Annotated in this window: 19 protein-coding genes; 6 read left to right on the forward strand and 13 right to left on the reverse strand. The window is 59.0% G+C overall.

Going from position 1 to position 23,038, the window contains the following annotated elements; genetic code table 11:
• Positions 1-31: 31 nt before the first annotated feature.
• The 12 genes from PspR84_RS05295 to yaaA all read right to left on the reverse strand — a co-directional run bounded on the left by PspR84_RS05295 (position 32) and on the right by yaaA (position 16,663).
• A complete protein-coding gene (locus PspR84_RS05295; protein WP_007914291.1) occupies positions 32-688 on the reverse strand; it encodes an alginate O-acetyltransferase AlgF in 657 nt (218 codons plus the stop codon).
• 14 nt (positions 689-702) lie between these two features.
• Positions 703-1,878 carry an alginate O-acetyltransferase gene (locus PspR84_RS05300; protein ID WP_160056006.1) on the reverse strand — a complete coding sequence of 392 codons (1,176 nt, stop codon included), beginning with the start codon at positions 1,876-1,878 and terminating at the stop codon, positions 703-705.
• Between the two features lie 10 nt (positions 1,879-1,888).
• Complete coding sequence (locus PspR84_RS05305; RefSeq protein WP_160056008.1) at positions 1,889-3,454, reverse strand: MBOAT family protein; 1,566 nt, start codon at positions 3,452-3,454, stop codon at positions 1,889-1,891.
• Between the two features lie 329 nt (positions 3,455-3,783).
• Positions 3,784-4,908 carry a mannuronate-specific alginate lyase gene (locus PspR84_RS05310; protein WP_160056010.1) on the reverse strand — a complete coding sequence of 375 codons (1,125 nt, stop codon included), beginning with the start codon at positions 4,906-4,908 and terminating at the stop codon, positions 3,784-3,786.
• Between the two features lie 8 nt (positions 4,909-4,916).
• Positions 4,917-6,377, reverse strand: coding sequence for an alginate O-acetyltransferase (locus PspR84_RS05315; RefSeq protein ID WP_077571213.1), 1,461 nt, complete (start codon positions 6,375-6,377; stop codon positions 4,917-4,919).
• 10 nt (positions 6,378-6,387) lie between these two features.
• Complete coding sequence (algG, locus tag PspR84_RS05320) at positions 6,388-7,959, reverse strand: mannuronan 5-epimerase AlgG (protein WP_160056012.1); 1,572 nt, start codon at positions 7,957-7,959, stop codon at positions 6,388-6,390.
• Between the two features lie 26 nt (positions 7,960-7,985).
• Complete coding sequence (locus tag PspR84_RS05325; protein WP_102900627.1) at positions 7,986-9,467, reverse strand: alginate export family protein; 1,482 nt, start codon at positions 9,465-9,467, stop codon at positions 7,986-7,988.
• A complete protein-coding gene (gene algK / locus PspR84_RS05330) occupies positions 9,464-10,966 on the reverse strand; it encodes an alginate biosynthesis TPR repeat lipoprotein AlgK (protein ID WP_174244433.1) in 1,503 nt (500 codons plus the stop codon). The genes PspR84_RS05325 and algK overlap by 4 nt, the downstream gene beginning before the upstream one ends.
• A 15-nt stretch (positions 10,967-10,981) precedes the next feature.
• Positions 10,982-12,151, reverse strand: coding sequence for an alginate biosynthesis protein Alg44 (locus PspR84_RS05335; protein ID WP_150650155.1), 1,170 nt, complete (start codon positions 12,149-12,151; stop codon positions 10,982-10,984).
• Positions 12,152-12,186: 35 nt separating this feature from the next.
• Complete coding sequence (gene alg8, locus PspR84_RS05340; RefSeq protein ID WP_007914304.1) at positions 12,187-13,668, reverse strand: mannuronan synthase; 1,482 nt, start codon at positions 13,666-13,668, stop codon at positions 12,187-12,189.
• A gap of 87 nt (positions 13,669-13,755) precedes the next feature.
• Complete coding sequence (locus PspR84_RS05345) at positions 13,756-15,072, reverse strand: UDP-glucose/GDP-mannose dehydrogenase family protein (RefSeq protein WP_008087506.1); 1,317 nt, start codon at positions 15,070-15,072, stop codon at positions 13,756-13,758.
• Positions 15,073-15,883: 811 nt separating this feature from the next.
• A complete protein-coding gene (gene yaaA / locus PspR84_RS05350; protein WP_160056016.1) occupies positions 15,884-16,663 on the reverse strand; it encodes a peroxide stress protein YaaA in 780 nt (259 codons plus the stop codon).
• A gap of 328 nt (positions 16,664-16,991) precedes the next feature.
• Between yaaA and PspR84_RS05355 the strand changes: the two genes are divergently transcribed.
• The 6 genes from PspR84_RS05355 to PspR84_RS05380 all read left to right on the forward strand — a co-directional run bounded on the left by PspR84_RS05355 (position 16,992) and on the right by PspR84_RS05380 (position 22,252).
• On the forward strand, positions 16,992-18,116 hold the full coding sequence (locus PspR84_RS05355) for a polysaccharide deacetylase family protein (protein WP_160056018.1): 1,125 nt from the start codon (positions 16,992-16,994) through the stop codon (positions 18,114-18,116).
• 337 nt (positions 18,117-18,453) lie between these two features.
• On the forward strand, positions 18,454-19,848 hold the full coding sequence (locus PspR84_RS05360) for a PhoH family protein (RefSeq protein WP_016985016.1): 1,395 nt from the start codon (positions 18,454-18,456) through the stop codon (positions 19,846-19,848).
• 186 nt (positions 19,849-20,034) lie between these two features.
• On the forward strand, positions 20,035-20,508 hold the full coding sequence (gene moaC, locus PspR84_RS05365; RefSeq protein ID WP_160056020.1) for a cyclic pyranopterin monophosphate synthase MoaC: 474 nt from the start codon (positions 20,035-20,037) through the stop codon (positions 20,506-20,508).
• A complete protein-coding gene (locus PspR84_RS05370) occupies positions 20,505-20,747 on the forward strand; it encodes a MoaD/ThiS family protein (protein ID WP_016985014.1) in 243 nt (80 codons plus the stop codon). Before moaC ends, PspR84_RS05370 begins: the two co-directional genes overlap by 4 nt.
• A gap of 3 nt (positions 20,748-20,750) precedes the next feature.
• Positions 20,751-21,203 (forward strand): molybdopterin synthase catalytic subunit MoaE, encoded by a 453-nt coding sequence (moaE, locus tag PspR84_RS05375; protein WP_038357637.1) that lies wholly within the window; start codon positions 20,751-20,753, stop codon positions 21,201-21,203.
• A gap of 272 nt (positions 21,204-21,475) precedes the next feature.
• Positions 21,476-22,252 (forward strand): ABC transporter substrate-binding protein, encoded by a 777-nt coding sequence (locus PspR84_RS05380; RefSeq protein WP_160056022.1) that lies wholly within the window; start codon positions 21,476-21,478, stop codon positions 22,250-22,252.
• 101 nt (positions 22,253-22,353) lie between these two features.
• Here PspR84_RS05380 and PspR84_RS05385 read toward each other — a convergent pair whose 3' ends face one another.
• A complete protein-coding gene (locus tag PspR84_RS05385) occupies positions 22,354-22,980 on the reverse strand; it encodes a PAS domain-containing protein (RefSeq protein WP_064393297.1) in 627 nt (208 codons plus the stop codon).
• Positions 22,981-23,038: the final 58 nt, after the last annotated feature.

Consider the following 23,038-nt stretch of genomic DNA (forward strand, 5'->3'; position numbering starts at 1 on the left):
CAAAGGGGACTGCGTCAGTTCGGAAAATGGGTTAGCGGGTCGATACCGGGCGCTTTACCCAGACTGGCGACAGGCTGCTGCCGCTGCCGGTGACGTACAGCACTGCGGCTTCACCACGTTCCAGGGCGACCGGTTTGACGTCGCCGACTTTCTTGTCACCTTCGTACAGCGCCAGGCTGACTTTCACCGGGTTGATTTCACGTTCGCCACGGCCCTTGGCGGCCACGTTCGGCACCACGTCGGTCTTGCCGTCGGCAGTCTTCAGGGTCAGCGGCTTGTCGCTGAGGTTCTGCACGCGCACCAGGGATTTCTGCTTGTTCTTGAACGGCGGCTCTTCGATCAGTTGCGGCGCGCCGGAAGCGTTGTTGACCAAGGTGTAGTAGTGGTCCCCGGCGAGTTTCACCGGCAGGGTCTGGCTGCCGACCTTGGCGCTGTAATCACCGCCCGGCATGAAGCTGAAATCGCTGCTGGCCAGTGGCGCAACGTCGCTCAGGTTGGTGCTGCCAACGGTGGCGCTGACTTCTGCGTTGCTGGCGTTGTAGACACGCACGAAGGTCGAGCCTTTCGGTGCGGTCGGGCCGTACAGTGCGGCGTCGCCACCGGCGAAGGCAGGCACGGAAAGCACGCTGAGGCCAGCAACCAGAGCGAAGCTTTTAGCGAGACGACGAGGAGTAGTAGTGAAAGTCATGGTGTACCTCTCTTTCAGTTTTGCGCCCGATCGGGCGTCTCGGATTTAGTGTTGATTGCTACGTTTTGTTGGCGCGCGCCGGCTTGTTTAAGCTCTGCGACCCACTGCGGGTCGGCGTCGCCGATTTCGTTGTTCACAGGCAGATAACGTTCAGGAAACTCCCAGATCAGCACCTGTGGCGGGCTGTTCTTGAAGTCATCGCTTTTCAGGTAGCTGAGCATCGGCAGGATCGGGCCGTGGCCGTCTTCGGCGTAGCTCACCACGTCGCTGTGCAGCGCCTGTTTCAGTGCACCGACGAAGTTCCAGTTGGGGTTGGCGCTGTAGCTGGTGCCGACCAGTGCGACCGGCACTTCATTGCTGGCAAACAGCGCGTCGTCACTGGCAGGCTGATCGCCGGCCGCGACGGTGTTGCGCTTTTGCAGTGGTTCTTGCGCCGGCATCAGGTTTTCGAACAGCGGATCGAGCGGCAGGAACAAGCGCAGATCGCCCTTGTGCGTAACCTTTTCCGCTGGCGTGGTGACGAAGCGCTGTGGCTCGCCGCTGAGCGGGAACTTGTCGGCGATGGTTTTCGCCAGGGTGTTCGCGGCAATTTCGGCACCTTCCGGCGTCCAGTGGGTGTCGGTGCGCAGGAACACTTGCTGACCGTTCTGCTTGGCCTGTTGGAAAGGCTTGAGCAGGTCAGGGGCGAGGATCTTGTCGGCGGCTACACGAGCATGGAAATCCTGATAGAGATTTTCGTGGATGCTCGCTGGTTTCACTTCACCCAGATGCTCCGGGTACAGACGAACCTTGGCCGGCACGATCGCCATCACCAGTTTCACGCCTTTCTCTTTGAGGGTCTGGCGCACGCCTTCGACCAGCGCGTAGTTGCCTTGCAGGTTCAGCTCTTCGTTGACGATCGGGTTGAATTCCTCATCGCTGTACAACCACTGATCGCGACCGAGCACCACGCCCGGACGACCTTCGTTGAACAGTTTGAAATCCAGCGCGGCCCAGAGGTTGGTGCCCAGACGCTTGATCGGGAATTCTTCGTCGTAATGAGTTTCCACAGCCTTGGTCCAGCGGCCGTTAAGCACCGTTGCGTCGGCGTTGGTGCTGAAGCCGAAGAAGCTGCGAACCGACCACAGACCCAAGACCAACAGGGTCACCAGGAACAGGGCGATGTAGAAGATGCGTAATGAGCGGGTCATGTCAGATCCCTCAGAACTGGAAGTAAAGGAACGGCGAGAAGCTTTGCGCCGAAAGTTTGAGAATCGAGGCGATGAACAGCAGCAGGATCAGGCCGCGCATCACGTAGCGTGACCAGTCCGCGCTCCAGTAGGCCGGTTGCACCTGGGCTTCGACGCCGACGGTGTAGCCAGGCTCGTGGATGCTTGCCGGATTTTCGCCGGGGGCCGCTTTGATCATTCCCGGGGTCGCGGTGGCAGGGCCGTTGGCCTCGACGTTGACTTCAGGTTTGGTTTTGGCCGGCGGCTGGTTGGTGTACAGATCGCGCAGGCCGAAGAAGGCCAGCGTCACGTACGCCACTACCAGAGTCGCCACTTGCAGGCCGGTGAGGCTGGCCTGATTGAGTTCCGACAGCGACCAGTCGCCGAAGCTGAACATCGCGCCGTACATGCGCCCGGCAACGTGCAGGTTTTCGGCACGGAAGATCACCCAGCCCATGACCACGAGCAGGAAGGTCAGCGCCCAGCGAATCGGGTTGAGGCTGCGCGGAGAGGTGTTCAGGCCCAGCGCTTTTTCAATCGCCAGCCACATGCCGTGCCAGGCGCCCCAGACGATGTAGGTGATGTTCGCGCCGTGCCATAGACCGCCGAGGAGCATGGTCAGGAACAGGTTGCGATACGTCATCAGCGTGCCTTTACGGTTACCGCCGAGGGTGATGTACAGATAGTCACGCAGCCACGTCGACAGGCTGATGTGCCAGCGACGCCAGAACTCGGTGATCGACTGGCTTATGTACGGCTGTTTGAAGTTTTCCATGAAGCGGAAACCCATCATCAAGCCCAGACCGATGGCCATGTCGCTGTAACCGGAGAAGTCGAAATACAGCTGCGCGGTGTACGCCAGCGCGCCAAGCCAGGCATCGCCGGTAGTCGGGTTTTGCAGGGCGAAACAATGGTCGGCGACCACCGCGAGGGTGTCGGCAATGAAGACCTTTTTAATGAAACCCTGCATGAACCGCGTGCAGCCCTCGGAGAATTTGTCGAGGGTATGCGTGCGGTTGTTGAACTGGTCGGCGAGGTCGCGGAAACGCAGAACCGGGCCGGCGATCAAGTGCGGGAAGATCGCCACGAATGCCGCGAAGTCGATCAGGTTGCGCGTCGCCGGGGTATCGCCGCGATACACGTCGATGATGTAGCTGATCGACTCGAAGATGTAGAACGAGATACCGATCGGCAGCAGCACGTGGGTGAGGATGAACGGCGACAGACCCACCGACGTCATCATCGCGTTGATGCTGTCGACGCCGAAGTTGGCGTACTTGAAGTAGCCGAGGATGCACAGGTCCACCGCGACGCCGAGCAACAGCCAGCGCTGCGCCGGTTTGGTCCGTACGCCGGCGGCACCGACTTTGAGGCCGATCCAGTAGTTCCACAGCGTGACGGCGGCGAACAGCGCGAGGAAGTCCACACGCCACCAGGCGTAGAACACGTAGCTGGCGATCAGCAGCAGCAGGTTGCGATAGCGTTGCCCGCTCAAGTAGTACAAGCCGAGAAAGATCGGCAAGAACAGAAACAGGAACACGTTGGATGAAAATACCATCCCGATCTCTCCATGTTTGAACCAACAGTCAAGGGCCAAAGCCCCCCCAAACCCCCCGTGGTAGTGGAGGGGTGACACAGTGCTTGCTTGAGGTCGGAGCTGGCCGTCAGACCGCGCCCCTCACCCCCCGCCCTCTCCCGGAGGGAGAGGGAGCCTGATCTCCATGGTTTTCAAAAATGGAGATCGACTCGGTATTTCCTTGCAACCTGATCTCGGTTGTTTTTCAACACCTGAGATCGGCTCGGTATTTCATTTCGGCGTAACTCGCGCAGCCACCTCGGTCAGTCCCCTCTCCCTCCGGGAGAGGGTTAGGGTGAGGGGCTTTTGCTTCATGAGCCCTTGTTGCCCTTTTCATGCGACGGGTCGTAGACCTTGGTCAGGTCGCCGCCGAGGCGGAAGGTCTTGAACGGCTGCATGCCGTGCTTCTTCTCGATCACATCAGGCGGGCAGGTGTAGAGCGTGCAGAACGGTTCGAGCCAGGCGAATTTCATGTCCTCTTTCAAGTCGGTCATGTCCTGCTCTTTGCCGTTCTTCTTCTCGAATTCATCCGGGTCTTTCACCCCCGCCAACACCCGATCACCGAGACGCTTCAGCGCACCGTTGTTTTCCTGGCGCAAATCAACCCCGTTGACCTGAGCGAAACTGGCGATCATCGCCAGCGGCGGCAGGGCGTAGTTGTGATAGGCGAGGGCGCGTTGCTGGCGCTTGAGTTCGTTCGGCAGGAAGCCGTCGGCATCGACTTGATTGACGCCAACCTTGTATTCCTTCACCGCCCAGTCAAACAGGTCGCGGCGGTTGGTCGCGACCGAGGTCGCCATCACCGACCATGCAGCCCAGTACGAGTGGTTGTTGGTTTTTTCCAGCGGCAGGTTGTCCCAGTCGCTGACCACCTGATCGGCCATTTTGCTGAACCACGCCTCGATCAACTGCGCTTCCTGCTGATGCTGCGCCAGCGGATGCGAGTCGGAGAACTTCAGACGAATGTACGAAGAGGCCATGCTGCCCAGCGCCCATTTGCGCATCGACTTGCCGGTGTGGTTGAAGTCTTTCGACATCAACGCATCGGCCTTGGCCCACGCGGTCAGCCAGTTCAGCGTGCAATCGAGCTGTTCCGGGCGACCGTCGCGCATGAATTGCATCACGCGTTTGGCGGTGCCGCGTTCCAGCGTGGTGATGTCTTTGGTGGTGTCGCGAAAGGCTTTTTCCGACTGCACGTTCAGCGTCGCGCGGGCCTTGTCCGAACCTTCGTATTTGCTGCGAAATTGCAACGGCCCGGTGTACGGCGTCGGCATCGCATCGCAGCCTTCGCTTTTGTCACCGGTCTTGAATTTATCCACAGGCGCAAAATAGCCCTGAGGTGGACGCAGTGGCGCGGCGGCCTGCGCGGTGCCGGCGAAAATCGCCAGCCCAAGCAGCGTCGGCGCTAAAAGAGTTTTCAGTTTCGAGTTTCGCATAGCAGACCTCATTGCCCGACCTGAGCGGTTTGTTGCCCAGCGCCCGGGAATACGTTGCGTTTGCAGATTTTCGCTTCGACTTTTTGTGGCGCGGTGCCCGCTTCCGGGCCCTGGACTTCGACCGCCAGCAGGTTTTGCGAGGCCCAGTCTTCGTCCGTGCGCAGCTCAAAGGCGAAACGACCGTCGGTGTCGGAGGTTTCCGGTTTCTCGATCTTGATGTCCTCGTGGCGACCGTTCATGTACCAGAGGGTGGCTTGCAGGGTTTTCACCGAAGGGTCGGCGAAGCGGATGTCGACCTGATGGCTGCTGTTCTGCAGGTTCAGGTTCTTGCTGTTGACCAGCAGTTCTTGTTTGCTGCCCGGCTTGAGCGTGGTGCTCGCCGACATTTGCGCGTCTTTGCCTTCGCAGCCATTGTCGAGAAGGGACATCATCTGGCGATAGATGGTTTCCTGATCGAGGCGGTACAGCGGCGAGAATTCCCAGATAAGAATCTTCGGTGGCGTCTTCTGGAATTCGTCGCTGCCGAGGTACTGCAACATCGAGCCTTCCAGACCACCGCCGGGGAAGGCGACGTTGAGAATGTCGGCGCCGATGGCCTCTTCAAGGAAGCCGGCGAAGTTGTAGTTCTTACCGCTGTGCGAAGTACCGACGAGGGTGATTTGCGGGTTGCCGGAATCACCGAACAGGTCGCCGTCACCGGCCTCGCCCTTAGGCTCGGTGGTGAATTGATCCATGTACTGGATCGCGTAACTGGTGCCGCACAATTGCCCGGCCATGTTGTGCAGGGTACCGGTCTTGCCCATGCGCCCGGAGCGCTTGGTTTCGAATTCACGCTTGGGCACGTCGGCGAAGGCCGGGATCTGCTTGACCTTCTCGGCGACGATTTTCGCCGTGCGCTGCGCGCCGTATGGTGTCCAGTGCTGGTCGCCGCGGAAGTAGAAATCGTGGGCGGGCAGGGTGTCCGGCAGCGATTCGTTGGTCAGCGGCGACAGGTCCGGCACCACGTAACCCATCTTGGCGAAACGGCCGAGCATGGTCTTGTAGTTGCCCAGCGCTTTCTCGTAATCGAACGCGGCTTTTTCCTGCGGGTTGAGCTTGTTGCGGTTCACCAGGCCACGGGTCGGCTGATAGACGATCACCAACTCAACGCCTTTGGCTTTGAACGCATCGTGCAGTTGTTGCAGGCGTTTGTAGCCGGCCGGGGTGGTGTTGAACTCGGTGCGCAGATCTTCCTGAGTCCGGAACAGCCAGTCGCCTTGCGCCTGCACCAAGGTGGTGAAGTTCTGCTGGTAACGCGTGGTGTAGTTCTTCGCGTCATGCGCGGCCGGGCACAGGTTGCAGCACGGTTCGGCGCTGAACTTTGGTGGCGTGGCAGCGGCGCCTTCATCGGCGCGGGCGCCGTTGCTGGCCGCGAGAATGCCCACGGTCAGGGCCGACAGGCTGAGTAATCTGATCAAGTGTGGGTGCATAAAATTATCCTCAGTCCTGCATTTCGGTCTGGCGTTCGACAGGGTCGATCAGCACGGCTTTCTGCTGGCGCACCAGCAGGTCGAGAATTTCATCCTGGCGCTCGCCGAGGATGCCGTTGAAGCTGATGCCGCTGGATTTGGTCGGCGCCAGCATCGACACGCGATACAGCTCGACACTCAACGGTGAATCGATCGACAGCGGGCCGCTGCCATTGGCTGCCAGCTCACCGCCAACGACGATCAGCGACACCTGTGCATCGAACGGGTCGAGCTTGATGTCACGGTCGGTGTCGGTGAGGTCTTTGATGTGGCCGTAGACACCGGTCAAACCGTTGGCCATGGCGACGTTTTCGTAGAGGCGGATGTTCACGCTGTTACGAATGCGGATGCCGTGGCGCTTGTTGCTGATGACCTTGTTGCCCCACAGCAGGTTGTCGGCGGACTCGTAGAGGGTGATGCCGTCGGTGTGGTTCTTGTAGATCTCGTTGTAGGCAATGATGTTGTTGACGCTGTTCCGGTCGATCACCAGGCCCGAGAGTTTGTTGTCGTAGCTTTTGTTGTTGAAGATGAAGCTGTCGTTCACTTCACGGGAAATAATGATCCCGTGCTTCTTCTTCGTGCCGTAAACAGTGTTCTCGGCAATGATCAGGCCGTGGGAACGGTCGTGCGGGTCGATGCCGTAAACGATGTTGTCTTTGTAGGTGTTGCCCTTGACCACGAAGTCGCGGGTCTCGTAGCAGTAGAAGCCGTACCACATGTCGGAGAACTCGGAGCCGACGATCCAGCCAGTCGGTTCAGGGCGCTTGAGGACCTTGGCCATGTTCGGCGTGTACTGGGAAATACTCACCCCGTACGACTTACTGTTGGCGTAGCCGAAGCTGGCCATCTTGCTGTTGACGATGTAGGTCTCGGTGCCGCCCCAGGCGAGCAGGAACGGACGGAATTCCTTCGGCGAACGGAAGGTCGCCGGACCGTTTTCCTTTTCGCGCCAGCCGGTGACTTTGGTGTCGCGCACGAACAGTTGGCCGTCGTTGACCATGAACGCACCGGCCTCTTGCGACAGGCGCAGTTCCTGGGTCTGGCCGTCGATTTCGAGGATGCCTTTACGGCCCACGACGATCGGCAGCTTCGACAGGTACACGCCCGGCGCGGTCTCGCTGAAGTACTGCTTGGGCAGCTTCTTCGCCAGATCCTTGAGGTTCATGTAACCGTCGTCGACAAAGATTGCCTGCGGGATGCCGTGCTGACGCACCACCCATTCGGCCATTTTGTTGTCGCCGCCGATGAAGTCCTTCAGCGCGTCTTCCTGCATCATCCGGCGCACGCTGATCTTGCCCGCTTTGCTGCGGTTGACCTTCGCGGCGGCGGCTTCGGCGGTGTAGCCGGAAATGTCCGGCAGTTTCGGCGCGGCCAGATTCAGCGCCTCGGTGGGTGCGCTGCTGACGGTGTAGGTCTTGGCTTGTTGCAGCTCCTTGGCCGTGGTCGCAGGCTTTGCCGGCTCCACGTTGGCAAAGGCGCCAGCGCTGGCCAGCAGCATCGCGCCGGCCAGCAGGCTGAGTGAGCCTATCCTGGTGCTGATCATGTCGGGCACTCCCTTGGCGGTTTGCATCAGAAGCGCCAGATCACGTCGATGAACGCGCGGTGCATGTACGAATCAACCTGCTTGCCGTAGGCATCGCCCGGCTTGAACACACCGCCACGGAAGCGCACGAGGGCTGAAGGCTCGTCGATCGACTGGCTCAGCGCCGCCGGCAACAGGCCTTGCTTGAAGTACTTGGTGACGACCAGATCCATCTCCTGACCGAGGTCCTTGTTGCCGTCTTCAAGCGGCAGCGAGGTGCTGGAAAGGATCGCGCCGGTGACGTCGTCGGTGTTGTTTTCCACCGCGTTGATACCGTTGCTGCCGACTGGCTTGTTGCCGTCGACACGCCAGAACTTGTGGTAGATCAGGCTGGCGTCGTACTCGTCGTTGACCATCCACGAACCGAACAGGGTCGCGGTCTGCATGTTGTTCATTTCGCCACGGAAGGCTTCGCCGAAACGGTGAACCCGCGAGCGCGTACCGGTGTAGTTGGAGCGGTTGCTTTCCAGACCGGTCTGCTCGTAATCGGCGCTGGCGCGGGCATAGGCACCGCCGACTTGCCATTGCGGATCGAGGCGCAGACGCACACCGATGTCGGTGGCCCAGCCGTTGACGTCATCGCTGCGCTTGGCTTGCGCCGGGCGCGAACCATCGGCGTTCAGCGCGTTGACCGTGTCGCGGTCGCCGCTCATGCCGGTGATGCTGCCCCAATAGTTGACGGTGTTGGTGTTGCGCCAGTTGTAGGCGTCACTGTCGGCGGTCAGGCCGATCCAGCTGATGTCGCCGTTCTCGGTCTTGTCCAGCGAGTCGCGCGGTACGCCCGGTTCGGCGTAATCGAGTTTGCCGTCATCGTGGGTGTGGTGACCGCGAATGCCGACCCAGTTGCCCGGCGTCCACTGGTAAGCGGCGTCGGCGTAGGCGTGCAGGCGATCCTTGTCTTTCGGCGCCAGCTCTTTCAAGTCGGTGCGGTATTCGCTGAAGCGTTCGGCGACACCGGCGTTGGCACGCAGCAGGGTGGTGTCGAAGGTCCAGTTCAGCGCTTCGATATTGGTGTCGCGCCATTGGCCGTCGTCATTACGCAGACGCTGGCGACCGAACTTGAGCATCTCGCCCGGGTACGGGGTGAGGCCGCTGTAACCGACCCAGAACTCGCGCATCGCCAGGTAGTTTTTCTTGGTTTTGCGATCACCGTTGTCGGTGGCTTGTTCACCGTCGGATTGTTGCAGGGTGTCGGTTTCGATGATGTCGGTCGAGGTCACGGCCTGGCCCATGGCGTAGGCGCTCCAGGCGCCGCTTTCGCCATAGATCCACGGACGCAGGTCGAGGCCGACGCCGTTGACGTCGCCGCCGCTGGCGGTGCCGAGGTCACGGTCATCTTCGGACTGGCCGGTGACTTTCACTTCGAGGCCGAAGTTCTTGGTTTCAGTCATCGCGGCCAGTGTCGGGCAAGACCAGATCAGCGCGAACGAAAGGCCAATGCCGGCCTTCACGAATGGATTCAACTTCATAATTTTTCCTCGCCGTCTTCTTCTTGCAGGGCGTGCAGTTGCAGCGTGTTCGGGTTCAGAGCGCCACGGCTGGCTTGCTCTTGTTGCAGCAGACGTTGCGCTTCGGCCAGTCGCTCGGGCGGCAATTGCGCGGCGAGGGTGGTCGCCAGCTCATCGGCTTGCGGAGTGTTTTGCGCCTTGGCCAATTGGCTGAACACGTAGGCGTTGAGCGGGTCGGGTTTAGTGCCCTTGCCTTGGGAGAACAGTTGCGCGATGGCGAAGTCGGCGCTGTTCTGGCCGTTGCGCGCGGCGGTCAGCAAGTGGTCGAGAGCCTTTTGCGGATAGACCTTGCCGAGGTAGCCACGGCGATAGATCTGGCCGAGGTAGTAGTCGGCGGCGACTTCGCGGCCAACGGCTTTCTGGAAATGTTCTTCGGCGACTTTGGCGTCGGCCGGGACCATTTTGCCTTCGTAGTAGAGCTTGCCCAGCAACAGTTCGGCGCGCGGCTGGTCGGCGGCGCGGCCGTTGTCGAGGTATTTCATCATCTGGTCGACGTCGCCCAGTTCCGGGTAGTCGTAGAGCAGTTGCGCGAGGGTCACCCACGACGCCGGGTAGCCCGGAGCGATCGGCTCGAGCAGCGACTGCGCGGTTTTCTCGTCGGGCTTGCCGAGGGTCGAATCGGCCAGTACACGGGCCACGGAATCGACGCGCTGCGCGGTGACGGTGCCACGGCTGTAACCGGCCTGCATTTGCTTGATCAGCTCGGCTTGTTGCTCAGGCTGGGCGCGTTTCTGGTAAACGGTGGCCAGTTCGACGTAGCAGATGTCGGTGGTGTTGAGCGCGGCTTTGCAGATCTTTTCCACGTCATCCAGGTGCTGATCGTAGGTGCCTTGGGTGCGATACAGCAGCACCTGCGCCAGACCGGCTTCCGGGTAGCCGGATTTGCGCCATTGATCGATCTGCCGCTGCGCGTTGATATTCGGGAAACTGTGCGGGTATTGCAGGTAGAGCATCGCCAGCGGGATCAACGTGTTGCCTTCGCCATTGGCGGCGGCTTTTTTCAGCAGGGTTTCGGCTTCGTGGTGCTCGGCTTCGGTGGAGCCCGGCTTGGCCACCAGCAAACGGCCGAGACGCGCCTGTGCACGCGGCGAAACACTGGCAGCGGCGCGGTAAGTCGCCTCGGCCTGTTTCATTTGCGCCGGGTCGCGGCTGTCGACCTGGATATCGGCAAGACCGACTTGCGCTTCGCTGTAACCCAGATCGGCCAGTTGCTGATAATTCTGCGCGGCGGTGGCGGTATCGCCCCGCTTCAGCGCTTCGTTGGCCAGACGCTGATCGGGCAGGCCGGCGCAACCGGCCAGACTGACCGCCAATGCCAAGGCACACACTGTTCCCATGTAGGAGTGAGCCTGCTCGCGATTCAGGCGGCGCGGTACATCAGACACACCGCGCTGATCCAATCGCCGGCAGGCCAGCTCCCACAGGGATCGCGGTGTTTTCAGGATGGGTGGAGTAGTCACAGGCATGTCCTCGACTTAAAGACCGGCAGCCATGGCTTTGTCGATCAGCCAGTTCAGGTTCGGGCCACGATCGCTGTTCACTTCCACCGGGCGGCCGGCGAGGCTGCTGTCGAGCGGCTCGTCAGGCTGGATCTGTACGCGGATATCGGAGGACAGGTCGGCGCTTTTCAGGCTGGTGCTGCTGACGATCTTGCCGGTGCGGGTCTTGTCTTCGCCGGCGATCTGGAAGCTCACCGGAGTACCCGGACGCACGTCACCGAACTGGCGATAGGAGAAGCGCGCATCGACGGTGGCTTGGGTGTTGCGCGGCACCAGTTGGAAGATCACATCGCCCTTGCTCGCGTATTGACCGTCAGCCACCAGTTGCTGGGCCACGGTGCAATCGCATGGCGAGGTCAGGGTGCCGGTCATTTGCTTGCCGAACAGTTCTTCAACCTTGGCCGGGGACAATTGATCTTCTTCCAGATGGCCCTTGAGCACGTCGAGCATGCTGGTGCTGAAGGTCGCCAGTGGCGCGCCTTTGGCCGCAACGCCGTCGGACTTGACCAGGCTCTGCACGGTGCCGTCGCGCGGCATGGTGATGTTCATCCCCGGCACGCTGACCAGACCGGCCTGCGCGTGGCTGACGAAGTACATGCCATACACCGATTTGAAAATGAACCCCGCCGCGACCAGGCCGACCGCAAAGATACCGGCGCTGAACGTTACCGCTTTCAGGCGCCCGAACGGGGTCATGCCGGAGCCGCCGTCCTTGACCTTGCGCGCTTTGGTGAAGTTGTCGCGCTGCAGGGTCGCCAGCACTTCGCCGATGCTGACGATGTCGCCGGCCAGGTGCGAAGTGATCAAGTGGCGCAGGGTGGAAATGTCCTGCTGCTCGAGGTTCTGGAACTGGCAGCCGACGCGGCCGGTCTGGCGGTCGTAGGAGCGCACTTGCAGTTCAACGTCCATGGCCAGGCCGAGGTTGTCGATGACGAATTGCAGGCGCGCCTTGTACACCTCGCCGATGGTCAGTGGCATTTGCCCGGCGTTGAACGCCAGACCACCGGCGGAAAGGTCGATGACCCGCGCTTCGACCGGCGTCCGGTCAGGACCGAAGAAGCGCAGTTTGGCCGGGATTTTCACGCGGGCGTGTTGGCGCTGGGCTTCGGATTCATGCACTACGTTGGCGTTGACGGCGGTATTCATAGGGGCGATTTCCTTGTTAATTCAATAGGGGCGGGTCAGACCATCATCAGCAGCACGGCGACGAAAATGCTGCCGGCGGAGAAGGTCATGGTCCGAGACGACCAGGTGTTGAACCAACGTTGAAAGCTGGCGAGATCACGGGTCAGGGATGTGGGTTGGCGAGTCCAGGATTGTTGGTCAAGGCGGAAGAACACGTAGATCTTCACCAGTGCGCCAACGATCTGGTTGTAATAAAGAATCGCCGGGTAAGCCGGGCCGATGCGGTGACCGGAGCATGACAACAGCAACGTCAGGATCAGGCGGGTGATGCCGATCCACAGCAGGTAAACGAGGATGAACGCGGTGCCGTATTTGAAGCTGGCGATGAGCGCCACGGTCAGACCGAGCAGGGATGTCCACATCGACACGCGCTGATCGAACAGCACCACCGAGGTGAAGGCGCCGAGGCGTTTCACACCCAGGCCCAGCGCTCGCGAGTTCTGGCGCAGGTTGTTGCCGTACCAGCGGAACATCAGTTTGCGGCTGGCCTTGATAAAGCTCTTTTCCGGCGGATGCTCAACGGTGTTGATCGCCGCGTCAGGCACGTAGAAGGTGTCGTAACCCAGGCGCATGAGGCTGAACCAGCTCGACTTGTCGTCGCCGGTCAAAAACTTGAAGCGGCCCAGACGCCAGTGTTGCAGCGAGTCGCTTTCGACGTCGGCAATGAATTCCGGGTTGGTCACCACGGTGGCGCGGAACACCGACATACGACCGGTCATGGTCAGCACGCGTTTGGACAGGGCCATCGAGCACATGTTGATGTGGCGCTGGGCGAAACGCAGCTTGTGCCATTCGCTCATGATGTAGCCGCCGCGTACTTCGCAGAACTCGTTGGTGGTCAGGCCGCCGACGTTGCCGAACAGCTGAAACCACGGCACGGTCTTGCGCACGGTGCCTTCGCCGAGCACGGTGTCGCCATCGATCACGGCCACCACGGCGCGGTCGTCCGGCAGGTGACGGGAGATCGCGCGGAAACCATAGGCCAGGCCATCGCGTTTGCCGGTGCCGGGAATGCGCACGAAGTCGAGCTTGACGCGATCTGGCGGATTCATCCGCGCCCACAGCGCCTTGACCAGCAGCTCGTCGGACATTTCGACGATCGAGCAGACCACGGTGGTCGGCAGTTCGCAGTCGATGGCTTCGCGGATCACCGAGCTGTAGACCTGCGCAGTGGTGAGCGCGTCAATACGGAAACTGGTGACCATCAGGAACACATGCGACGGGTCCGCCGCCTTGCCCAGCTTGCGCACTTTGCGGCGCAGGTGCGGGTAAACGATGTAGAGGAAAATCATGCCGCGCACAAAGTGCGTTGCACCCATCGAGTAGCGCCAGATACCCACGGCGCCAATCAGGAAAATGAAGTCCTTCGACTCGGAGTCGAATGTGGACGTGGGCAGCATCAAGGCCAGGCCCATCAGCAGACTGAGATAAAAAAGCCAGCCGGCTGATTGCAGAAAAAAATGTTTGAGCTTGCTCATCAGCGTCATCCGAAGGTAAGGGAGGCTTCAAGCTGCAAGCTTCGAGCTGCAAGTAATGCAGCTCGGAGCTTGTCGCTTAGGTCTGCATTACCAGCAGATACCCTCGGTGCGCGTACCGGCGTCGGTGGCTTTGGCCATGAAGCCGACCAGGTCGATGACCTGTTTGCCGTGCGGTGCTTGCTGGGCCAGTGCGCGGAATTTCTCGTCGCGGTTGCCGAGGATGATCACGTCGGAGTTGTCGATCACCGAATCGAAGTCCGCGTTGAGCAGCGACGAAACGTGGGGGATCTTCGACTCGATGTAGTCCTTGTTCGCGCCGTGAACACGGGCGTACTCGACGTTGCTGTCGTAGATGCTCAGGTCGTAACCCTTGCCGATCAGCATCTCGGCCAGTTCCACCAGCGGGCTTTCGCGCAGGTCGTCGGTGCCGGCCTTGAAGCTCAGGCCGAGCAGGGCGACTTTGCGTTTGTCGTGGCTTTCAACGATGTCGAAGGCGTTCTGCACTTGCGATTCGTTGCTGCGCATCAGCGAGTTGAGCAGCGGCGCTTCGACGTCCAGCGAGCCGGCGCGGTAGGTCAGAGCGCGCACGTCTTTCGGCAGGCACGAACCGCCGAAGGCGAAGCCCGGGCGCATGTAGTACTGGGAGAGGTTGAGGGTCTTGTCCTGGCAGACCACTTCCATCACTTCACGGCCATCTACGCCGACCGCTTTGGCGATGTTGCCGATCTCGTTGGCGAAGGTCACTTTGGTCGCGTGCCAGACGTTGCAGGTGTACTTGATCATCTCGGCAACGGCGATGTCCTTGCGGATGATCGGTGCGTCGAGTTCTTCGTAAAGCGACTGCAGAACGTCGCCCGAGGCCTTGTCGAACTCGCCGATGACGGTCATCGGTGGCAGGTCGTAGTCGGCGATAGCGGTGGATTCACGCAGGAACTCAGGGTTGACCGCAACGCCGAAGTCGACGCCGGCCTTCTTGCCCGAGCAATCTTCGAGAATCGGGATCACCACGTTGGCAACCGTGCCCGGTAGTACGGTGCTGCGTACGACGATGGTATGGCGGGTGGTTTTTTCACGCAGAACAAAACCGATCTCGCGGCACACGGCTTCGATGTAGTTCAGTTCGAGGTCACCGTTCTTCTTGCTCGGTGTGCCAACGCAGATCATCGACAGGTCAGTGTCACGAATCGCCTCGGCGAAGTTGGTCGTGCCACGCAGACGACCGGTCTGGATACCCTGTTGCAGAAGTTCACCAAGACCCGGTTCAACAATCGGCGACTTGCCGGCGTTGATCATGTCGATCTTGTCTTTGGCAACATCGACGCCAACCACGTCATGGCCCCGAGCAGACAGGCAACCGGCACATACTGCGCCAACGTAACCCAAACCAAATATGCTGATGCGCATCGCAATTACCTCTGTATATATCAGGCCTTAGAGGGCCGGAGTTAATGGTGTTCAGCGTTCATTAGTGCACTCGAAAGTGCGGCTTACAGGCGCCACAATGCCGTGTGCAGGCATACTAAGTTTCGAGTGTCTAAATAAGTGCACTCAAGATGTGCGCAACCAGGCCTTGTTGTTATGACTTGCCCTGTTATGCAGCCGATCTTCCTTGTGGAAGACTCTTGTGCAATCGTCTTGCGCGCTCGAAAGCAGGATTAAAGTCCTGTAAATCAAGCGGTTTGGTGCTCAGGCGAGCACGTTTATAGGGGCGCGGCCATGGCCTTTGTAGGGGATATAAATGGTGCGTATCTCCTGTCCATCGTTTCGTAATCAGACTAGTTAGTCATCTAGGCAAGTTGCTGTGACAACTTGGTTACATGGCCATCTGCTCTGCGTAAGTTATCTCGTACAAACTCAGCGAGAATCGTTACCGGTGGTATGAGCTATGCATTCGGACGAAGTTCCTGTCCGCTCATCGCGAAATCTGAAATTTCTTGAAATATTGTCAGAGATGGCACTAATCTCAATTTGATAGCACTTTCGTTTCCGACCTTTATTAACAGGCGAATAATCACGTTAGATAGTTTTGTGCCACTACGCTGAAAAAATTTAGGTGCCACTACTGAAAAAAATGATCAGTGTCGAGTGAAACTAATCTTAGAAAAGACAGGGAGGATTTTCTGGCGCCATAAAAATGGCGAAAAGCAGCGGGGTTTTTTTGACATCGTGCGAGCTGCACGACTCTATATAGAAAGAGTCGTGCATTGGGCATGCTTTATTCGGGGGCGTGGTCGCGCAAAAATACCAGATTGTCCGGTTTCGACTGTTCGACGCTGTAGCGATATCCCTGCACATCGAATTGCTTGAGCAGGGTCGGATCGTTGATTTTTTCCTGGATCACGAAACGGCTCATCAGACCGCGAGCCTTCTTCGCGTAGAAGCTAATGATCTTGTACTGACCGTTCTTCTGATCCTTGAACTCGGTGTTGATGATCCGTGCGTTCAATGCCGTTCGTTTGACCGCCGAGAAGTACTCGTTGGAGGCCAGGTTGAGCAGAACGTCGTCGCCTTGATCGGCCAACGCTTCGTTCAGCCATTCGCTGATGCGCGTGCCCCAGAAGGCATACAAGTCCTTGCCCCGGGCGTTGGCCAGTTTGGTGCCCATTTCCAGGCGATACGGTTGCATCAGGTCGAGCGGGCGCAGCAAGCCATACAGGCCTGACAACATGCGCAGGTGTTTTTGCGCGTAGTCGAAATCGGCTTCGCTGAAGGATTGCGCGTCGAGACCGGTATAAACGTCACCCTTGAACGCGAGCAGCGCCTGCTTGGCGTTTTCCGGAGTGAACGCGGGTGTCCAACTGCCGAAACGCGCGGCATTTAGCCCGCCGATCTTGTCCGACACGTGCATCAGTTCGCTGATTTGCGCAGGCGTCAGGTCGCGCAATTGCTGGATCAGTTCCTGGGAGTGGTCGAGGTATTGCGGCTGAGTAAAGCGCTGGGTCGCCGGCGGTGTTTCGTAATCGAGGGTCTTGGCGGGGGAAATCACCATCAGCATGAAGTCGTCTCCTTTAATTGTGGAGGCGATTCTAGGGGGTTGTCGGTGTTGACTCCAGCTATGGGGGCAATAGGTGTGGGGAAGCTTGGGCATTTGCGACGGTTGGTGGATTTTTCCCTCACCCCAGCCCTCTCCCAGAGGGAGAGGGGGCTGACCGAGTTGTACTGTCGATTTACGCCGACATGATCTATCGAGTTGAACTCAAATTTTGAAATCAATGAAGATCGGCTCCCTCTCCCTCCGGGAGAGGGCTGGGGTGAGGGCAGCGTCCGTGAGCGTTGCACATCAGCTATAGTGCCGCGCGGGTTTTGTTATGGAGACATCCCTTTTGCGCATTGTTCTTTTATTGACCGCGTGGCTGTTAAGCGTCGGTGCCATCGCGGCGCCGGGCGATGTGGCGACGCTGGATCGCAGCACCTGGCCAGAGCAGCTCAGCAATCCGACGCTGTTTGATGTGGCTTCACGGGCGGAAATCCTCATGTTCGCCCGTGGCCTGCTCGGCACTGAATCGATGGACGAGGCCGCGTTGGCTCAGCGCCTGGGCCTGCGCACAGTCAATATCGATGCGGTCAACAGCCTGCGTCAGCGCCTCTGGCAGCGCTTGTTGGCGAACTACAACTACGCCCAGCAAAGCTGCGATCAGGACGCCTCGTTCTGTTTCCTCGTCGAAGACCTGCCGACCCTGCGTGAGCAAGCCGCCAAGTTCGTGGTCAGTGACGACAGCTATTACACCAAGTGGGCCGAACCGAGCCGGATCTTCCATTTGCAGTATCTGGATGAGTTGATGCGCAAGGCTGCGTTGTCACCGCAAACCAGCAATGAATTCGATCGTTTCGGAGACTACGAGCGCAACGGCGACGACATGCACGACCGCCTGTTTCTGCTGACTTTCGACAGCGCCGCCAACGTGCAACCGGATAACACCGGTTGGCTCACCGAATACCTGCGCAAGGCAAACCTGAGCGGCACGTTCTTTGTATTGGGCAAGGATATTCAGGCGCGGCTGGCCGATCGTTCGGTGAGCAGTCTGCAGGCGGGCTTCTCGAAACAGTGCGTCGGCGTTCAAGGTTGGGAGTTCCGCTCCCACAGCCATTGGCAGGACTGGCAGGATTCGGTGCGGCGCAGTGCTGATCTGGTCAGGAATAAATTGCCGGAAAACTATGTGCCGCTGTTCCGTCCGCCAGAAGGGCAACGCCGCAGTGATGCGCAAGGTTTCTTCAACACCCAGGGCCTGCAAGTGGCACTGTGGGACATCGATGCCCAGGACGGCGCCGGCAAACTCAAGGGCTCAGCGAGCGCGCAACGAGTACTGACCCTGATGCTGTTGTGGCGTCACGGGGTGATCAATTTCAACATGAAACAGGACGCGGTGAAGACCTCGTTGCCGTGGCTGATCACGCAAACCGCGCAGAGCGGTATCGGTTGGGAAGACTGTCAGAACGCTTTTCGCTGAGAAACGAAGAAAGCCCGGAAACATTGGGCTTGGGGCGATTTTTTTGCAGGATTCGGTGCAGGCGGACTTCCGACTTTAGCGGGGTCTTGGCAGTCCGCCAAGGGCTTTTCGTCACTCTGCAAAATAAACTTAAAAAAACCGTCAAAGTACTTTTTTATGTCATCGGTTTTGGAGTATTACGAAGACAGACCGCCGAAACCTGCAACACAGGTGGCGTCTTCCAAGACCCGTTTGTTTGCAGTCACTTGAATCTCCGCAGGTGAGATTTCGGCAGTCACTTCGAGGCGCAGCACCGCCCAGGTATTGCGTCTACTGGCTCTGACAAAGGTGACCGAGTATGGATGATCACGGACGTAGCCCTTCCTCCAACCAGCCAATCCTGTATGTACTCGATACCAACGTATTGATTCACGATCCAAACGCCCTGCTGAATTTCGAAGAACACCACGTCGCAATCCCGATGACCGTGCTTGAAGAGCTGGACAAGCTCAAGAGCGGGCATCACAGCGTGGCCGCTGAATGCCGTCAGGCCATCCGGCTGATCGACAAGACCCTGGGCGATGCGTCCCCGGAAGATGTCGAGCTGGGTGTGCCGATCCAGCGCGGCAAGGGCGGGCCGAAGGGCTTACTGTCAATACTGATGAGCAAACAGGCCGAATCGAATCTGATTCTGCCCGAGCACCTGAACGACAACAAAATCATCAACCAACTGATCGATCTACACACCCGCGACCCGAAAAAACCGGTGGTGCTGGTCACCAAAGACATCAACATGCGCCTCAAGGCGCGCGCCTGCGGCATCGATGCCGAGGATTACAGCACCGACCAACTGGTCGATGACGTGTCCCTGTTGCCCAACGGCTACCACAACATGACCGGCTCCTTCTGGGACCGCGTGAGCAAGGTCGACACCCGTCAGGATCACGGCCGCACCTGGCATCAAGTGCAACTGATCGATAATCTGCCGGCAGTGCATATCAACGAGTTCATCATTGATGAACAGGGCTTTGTCGGCTGGATCAAGGAGATCGACGAGGCCAAGCTGCTGATCCTCGACCTGCATCAGGAACCGTTGCTGCACCAGGAAGCGTGGGGGCTGAAACCGCGCGACATCTATCAAAGTCTGGCGCTGTACGCGCTGCTCGATCCGGACATTCATCTGGTCAACCTGTCGGGCGCGGCAGGCTCCGGTAAAACCATTCTGGCGCTGGCCGCTGCGATCGAGCAGACCATGGTCAGCAAACGTTATCGCCGCATCATTGCCACCCGCAGCGTGCAGGGCCTGGATCAGGAGATCGGTTTCCTGCCCGGCACCGAAGCGGAAAAAATGGAGCCTTGGCTGGGCGCCATCACCGACAACCTCGAAGCCTTGCACATGGATGACGAAAACACCCATGGCAGCGTCGACTACATCCTCAGCAAAGTGCCGTTGCAGTTCAAATCGCTCAACTACATTCGCGGTCGCAGCTTCCAGCAGAGCCTGATCCTGATCGACGAATGCCAGAACCTCACGCCGCACCAGATGAAAACCATCATCACCCGTGCCGGCGCAGGTTCCAAAGTGGTGTGCCTGGGCAACCTCGCACAGATCGACACCCCTTACCTGTCCGCGACCAGCTCCGGGCTGACCTACCTGACCGAACGCTTCAAGGATTTCCCCAACGGTGTGCACATCACCCTGCAAGGGGTGCCTCGCTCGATTCTGGCCGAATACGCCGAAACCCACCTGTAAAACAGCTGCAAGATTCAAGCTGCAAGCGGCAAGATACAAGCGTAGAGAGTGTTTCTCTCATGCCCTTGTAGCTTGCCGCTTAATGCTTGCAACTGCTTAAATGCTGCCATTCCATACCTGCAAACTACTGCGCTTTTCACTTGCCGCTTGTAGCTTGCCGCTCGCAGCTGCCTCAAGGAGGCCCCCGTGCTGACTCATCTCGATTCCCAAGGTCGCGCCAACATGGTCGACGTCACCGAAAAAGCCGTGACGTTCCGTGAAGCGACGGCCCAAGCGCTGGTGCGCATGCTCCCCGCAACGCTGCAGATGATCGTCAGCGGCGGTCATCCCAAGGGTGACGTGTTCGCCGTGGCGCGCATTGCCGGCATTCAAGCTGCGAAGAAAACCAGCGATCTGATTCCCCTTTGCCACCCGCTGATGCTGACCGGCGTCAAAGTCGAACTCAGTGCTGAAGGCGAAGACACCGTGCGCATCGTTGCCCGCTGCAAATTGTCCGGGCAGACCGGTGTGGAAATGGAAGCATTGACCGCCGCCAGCGTTGCCGCCCTGACCATTTATGACATGTGCAAAGCCGTCGATCGTGGCATGACCATCGAAAGCGTGCGCCTGCTGGAGAAAGTCGGCGGCAAGAGCGGGCACTTTCAAGCGGAGCAGCCATGAACCTGACCGTGAAGTTTTTTGCCCGTTACCGTGAAGCGCTGGGCGTGGATTCGGTAAAGGTTGAGGGCGATTTCGCCACCGTCGACGACGTGCGGGCATTGTTGGCACAACGCGATGGCGCCGAGGTGCTGAGCGAGCAGAACCTGATGTGTGCACGCAACGAAGACCTCTGCCAGCTCGACGAGCCTGTGGTTGATGGCGACGAAGTGGCGTTTTTCCCCACCGTGACGGGAGGCTGAGCCATGGCGATTCGCGTGCAAGCCACACCGTTCGATCCGGGCGCTGAAGTCAACGCGATGCACGCGGCCAATGTCGGCGTCGGCGCGGTGGTGAGTTTCGTCGGCTATGTGCGCGACTTCAATGACGGACTGGATGTGGCGGGGATGTTCCTCGAACACTATCCGGGCATGACCGAAAAAGCCCTCGGCAAGATCGCCATCGAAGCCGAACAGCGCTGGCCGCTGCTGAAGCTGGAAGTGCTGCATCGCATCGGTGCACTGGAACCGGGTGAGCCGATCGTGTTTGTCGGCGCCGCCAGTGCCCATCGCCAGGCCGCATTCGATGCCTGCGCTTTCGTCATGGACTACCTGAAAACCCGTGCACCGTTCTGGAAGAAAGAAAACACCAGCGATGGCCCGCGTTGGGTTGAAGGGCGGGACAGTGATCATGCCGCGGCGGATCGCTGGAAAAAGTAAGTCTTGTAGCGCCCTTCAGTAAGCCTTCGCGAGCAAGCTCGCTCCCACATTGGATCTTCATGAACGCAGATATTGTGTTCGCTACAGATCCCCTGTGGGAGCGAGCCTGCTCGCGAAAGCGTCATCTGCATCACCAAAATCCTCCTGCCTGGCCCGATTGACGGCATGTACATATAAGTCCAGTATGGATTTCCAAGTACAAAAAATCCCATCTGTTTTTCAGCTCTTTCTTCTGTCTTGCCAAACCAACAACAACCTGCGAGAGAACGAACATGAAGAAACTCCCCCTCATCACCGGTCTGGCCCTCAGCCTGTTAGCCTCAGCCAGCGCGTTCGCCGCCGAACAAACCCTGCGCATCGGCATCGAAGCCGCTTACCCGCCATTTGCGTCGAAAACCGATAAAGGCGAAATCGTCGGTTTCGACTACGACATCGGCAACGCCCTGTGCGCGCAGATGAAGGTCAAGTGCGTGTGGGTTGAAGGTGAGTTTGATGGTCTGATCCCTTCGCTGAAAGTGAAGAAAATCGACATGGCGCTGTCATCGATGACCATCAACGAAGACCGCAAGAAGTCGGTGGATTTCACCCACAAGTACTACTTCACTTCGTCGCGACTGGTGATGAAGGAAGGCGCAACGGTCGATGACCAGTACGCCAGCCTCAAGGGCAAGAACGTCGGCGTGCAGCGCGCAACGACTACTGACCGTTATGCCACCGAGGTGTTCGAGCCGAAGGGCATCAACGTCAAGCGCTACAGCAACAACGAAGAGATCTACATGGATCTGGCGGCGGGGCGGCTGGATGCGATTTTTGCCGACACTATTCCGCTCAATGACTTTCTGTCGATGCCGCGGGGCAAGGGTTATGCGTTTGTCGGGCCTGAGTTGAAGGATCCGAAGTACGTGGGCGAGGGCGCGGGGATTGCGGTGCGCAAGGGTAATGCCGAACTGGTCAGCCAGTTGAATGGCGCGATTGATGGCATTCGTGCGAGTGGCGAGTACCAGAAGATTTCCGAGAAGTATTTCAAGTCCGATATCTACGGCGACTGATAGTCCGCTATCGCGAGCAGGCTCACTCCTACATTTGGAATGCGTTCCCCCTGTAGGAGTGAGCCTGCTCGCGATGGCGTCAGAGAAATCACCGCAAATCTCTAGCCCTTCATTTCCTTCAAATGCTTGTACACCGTCGCCCGCCCCATATTCAGCACATTGGCCACATAGTTCGAGGCGCTCTTGCCCTTGAACGCGCCTTCGGCGTGCAGCGCCAGCACCAGCTCACGTTTGTGATCGCGGGTCAGCACATTCAGGCTCAATTGCCGCTCGCGCAGCCAAGCGTGGAGGAAGGTGTTGATGCGCTCCTGCCAGTCATCACGAAACAGTGAGTCCGGTTGCGGGATCAGTTTGCTCGGCGACAGGAACAGGTCCAGCGCCGCCTTGGCGTTCTCGAACAGCGAAATATTCAGATTGATGCAAAGTACCGCCAGCGGCAAGCCTTCACTGTCGCGCAGGACGCTGCTCAGGCTGCGAATCTTCTGGCCATCCCAATTGAGCTTTTCGTACGGGCCGATGTTTCTGTCGCTGACATCCTCGCTGAGCATGTCTTCCAGTGACGAATCGTCACCGATTTCGCGTTTGGACAGGTTGTTGGCGATGTAATCGACCTTCTGTGTGCGCAGGTCGTGCAGCACCACTTCGGCGTGCGGAAAGAACAGTGTGGCGATGGCATCGGCGATGGCGCGGAAGTTATCCAGCGCCGGGTCGAATTCAGGGGCGGTCATGACAGTGGAGCTCCAGGCAGCGTCAACGCCCCCGTGATCAGGAGGCGCTGCGAGTGTG

It is taken from the genome of Pseudomonas sp. R84 (genome assembly GCF_009834515.1).
GTDB lineage: Bacteria > Pseudomonadota > Gammaproteobacteria > Pseudomonadales > Pseudomonadaceae > Aquipseudomonas.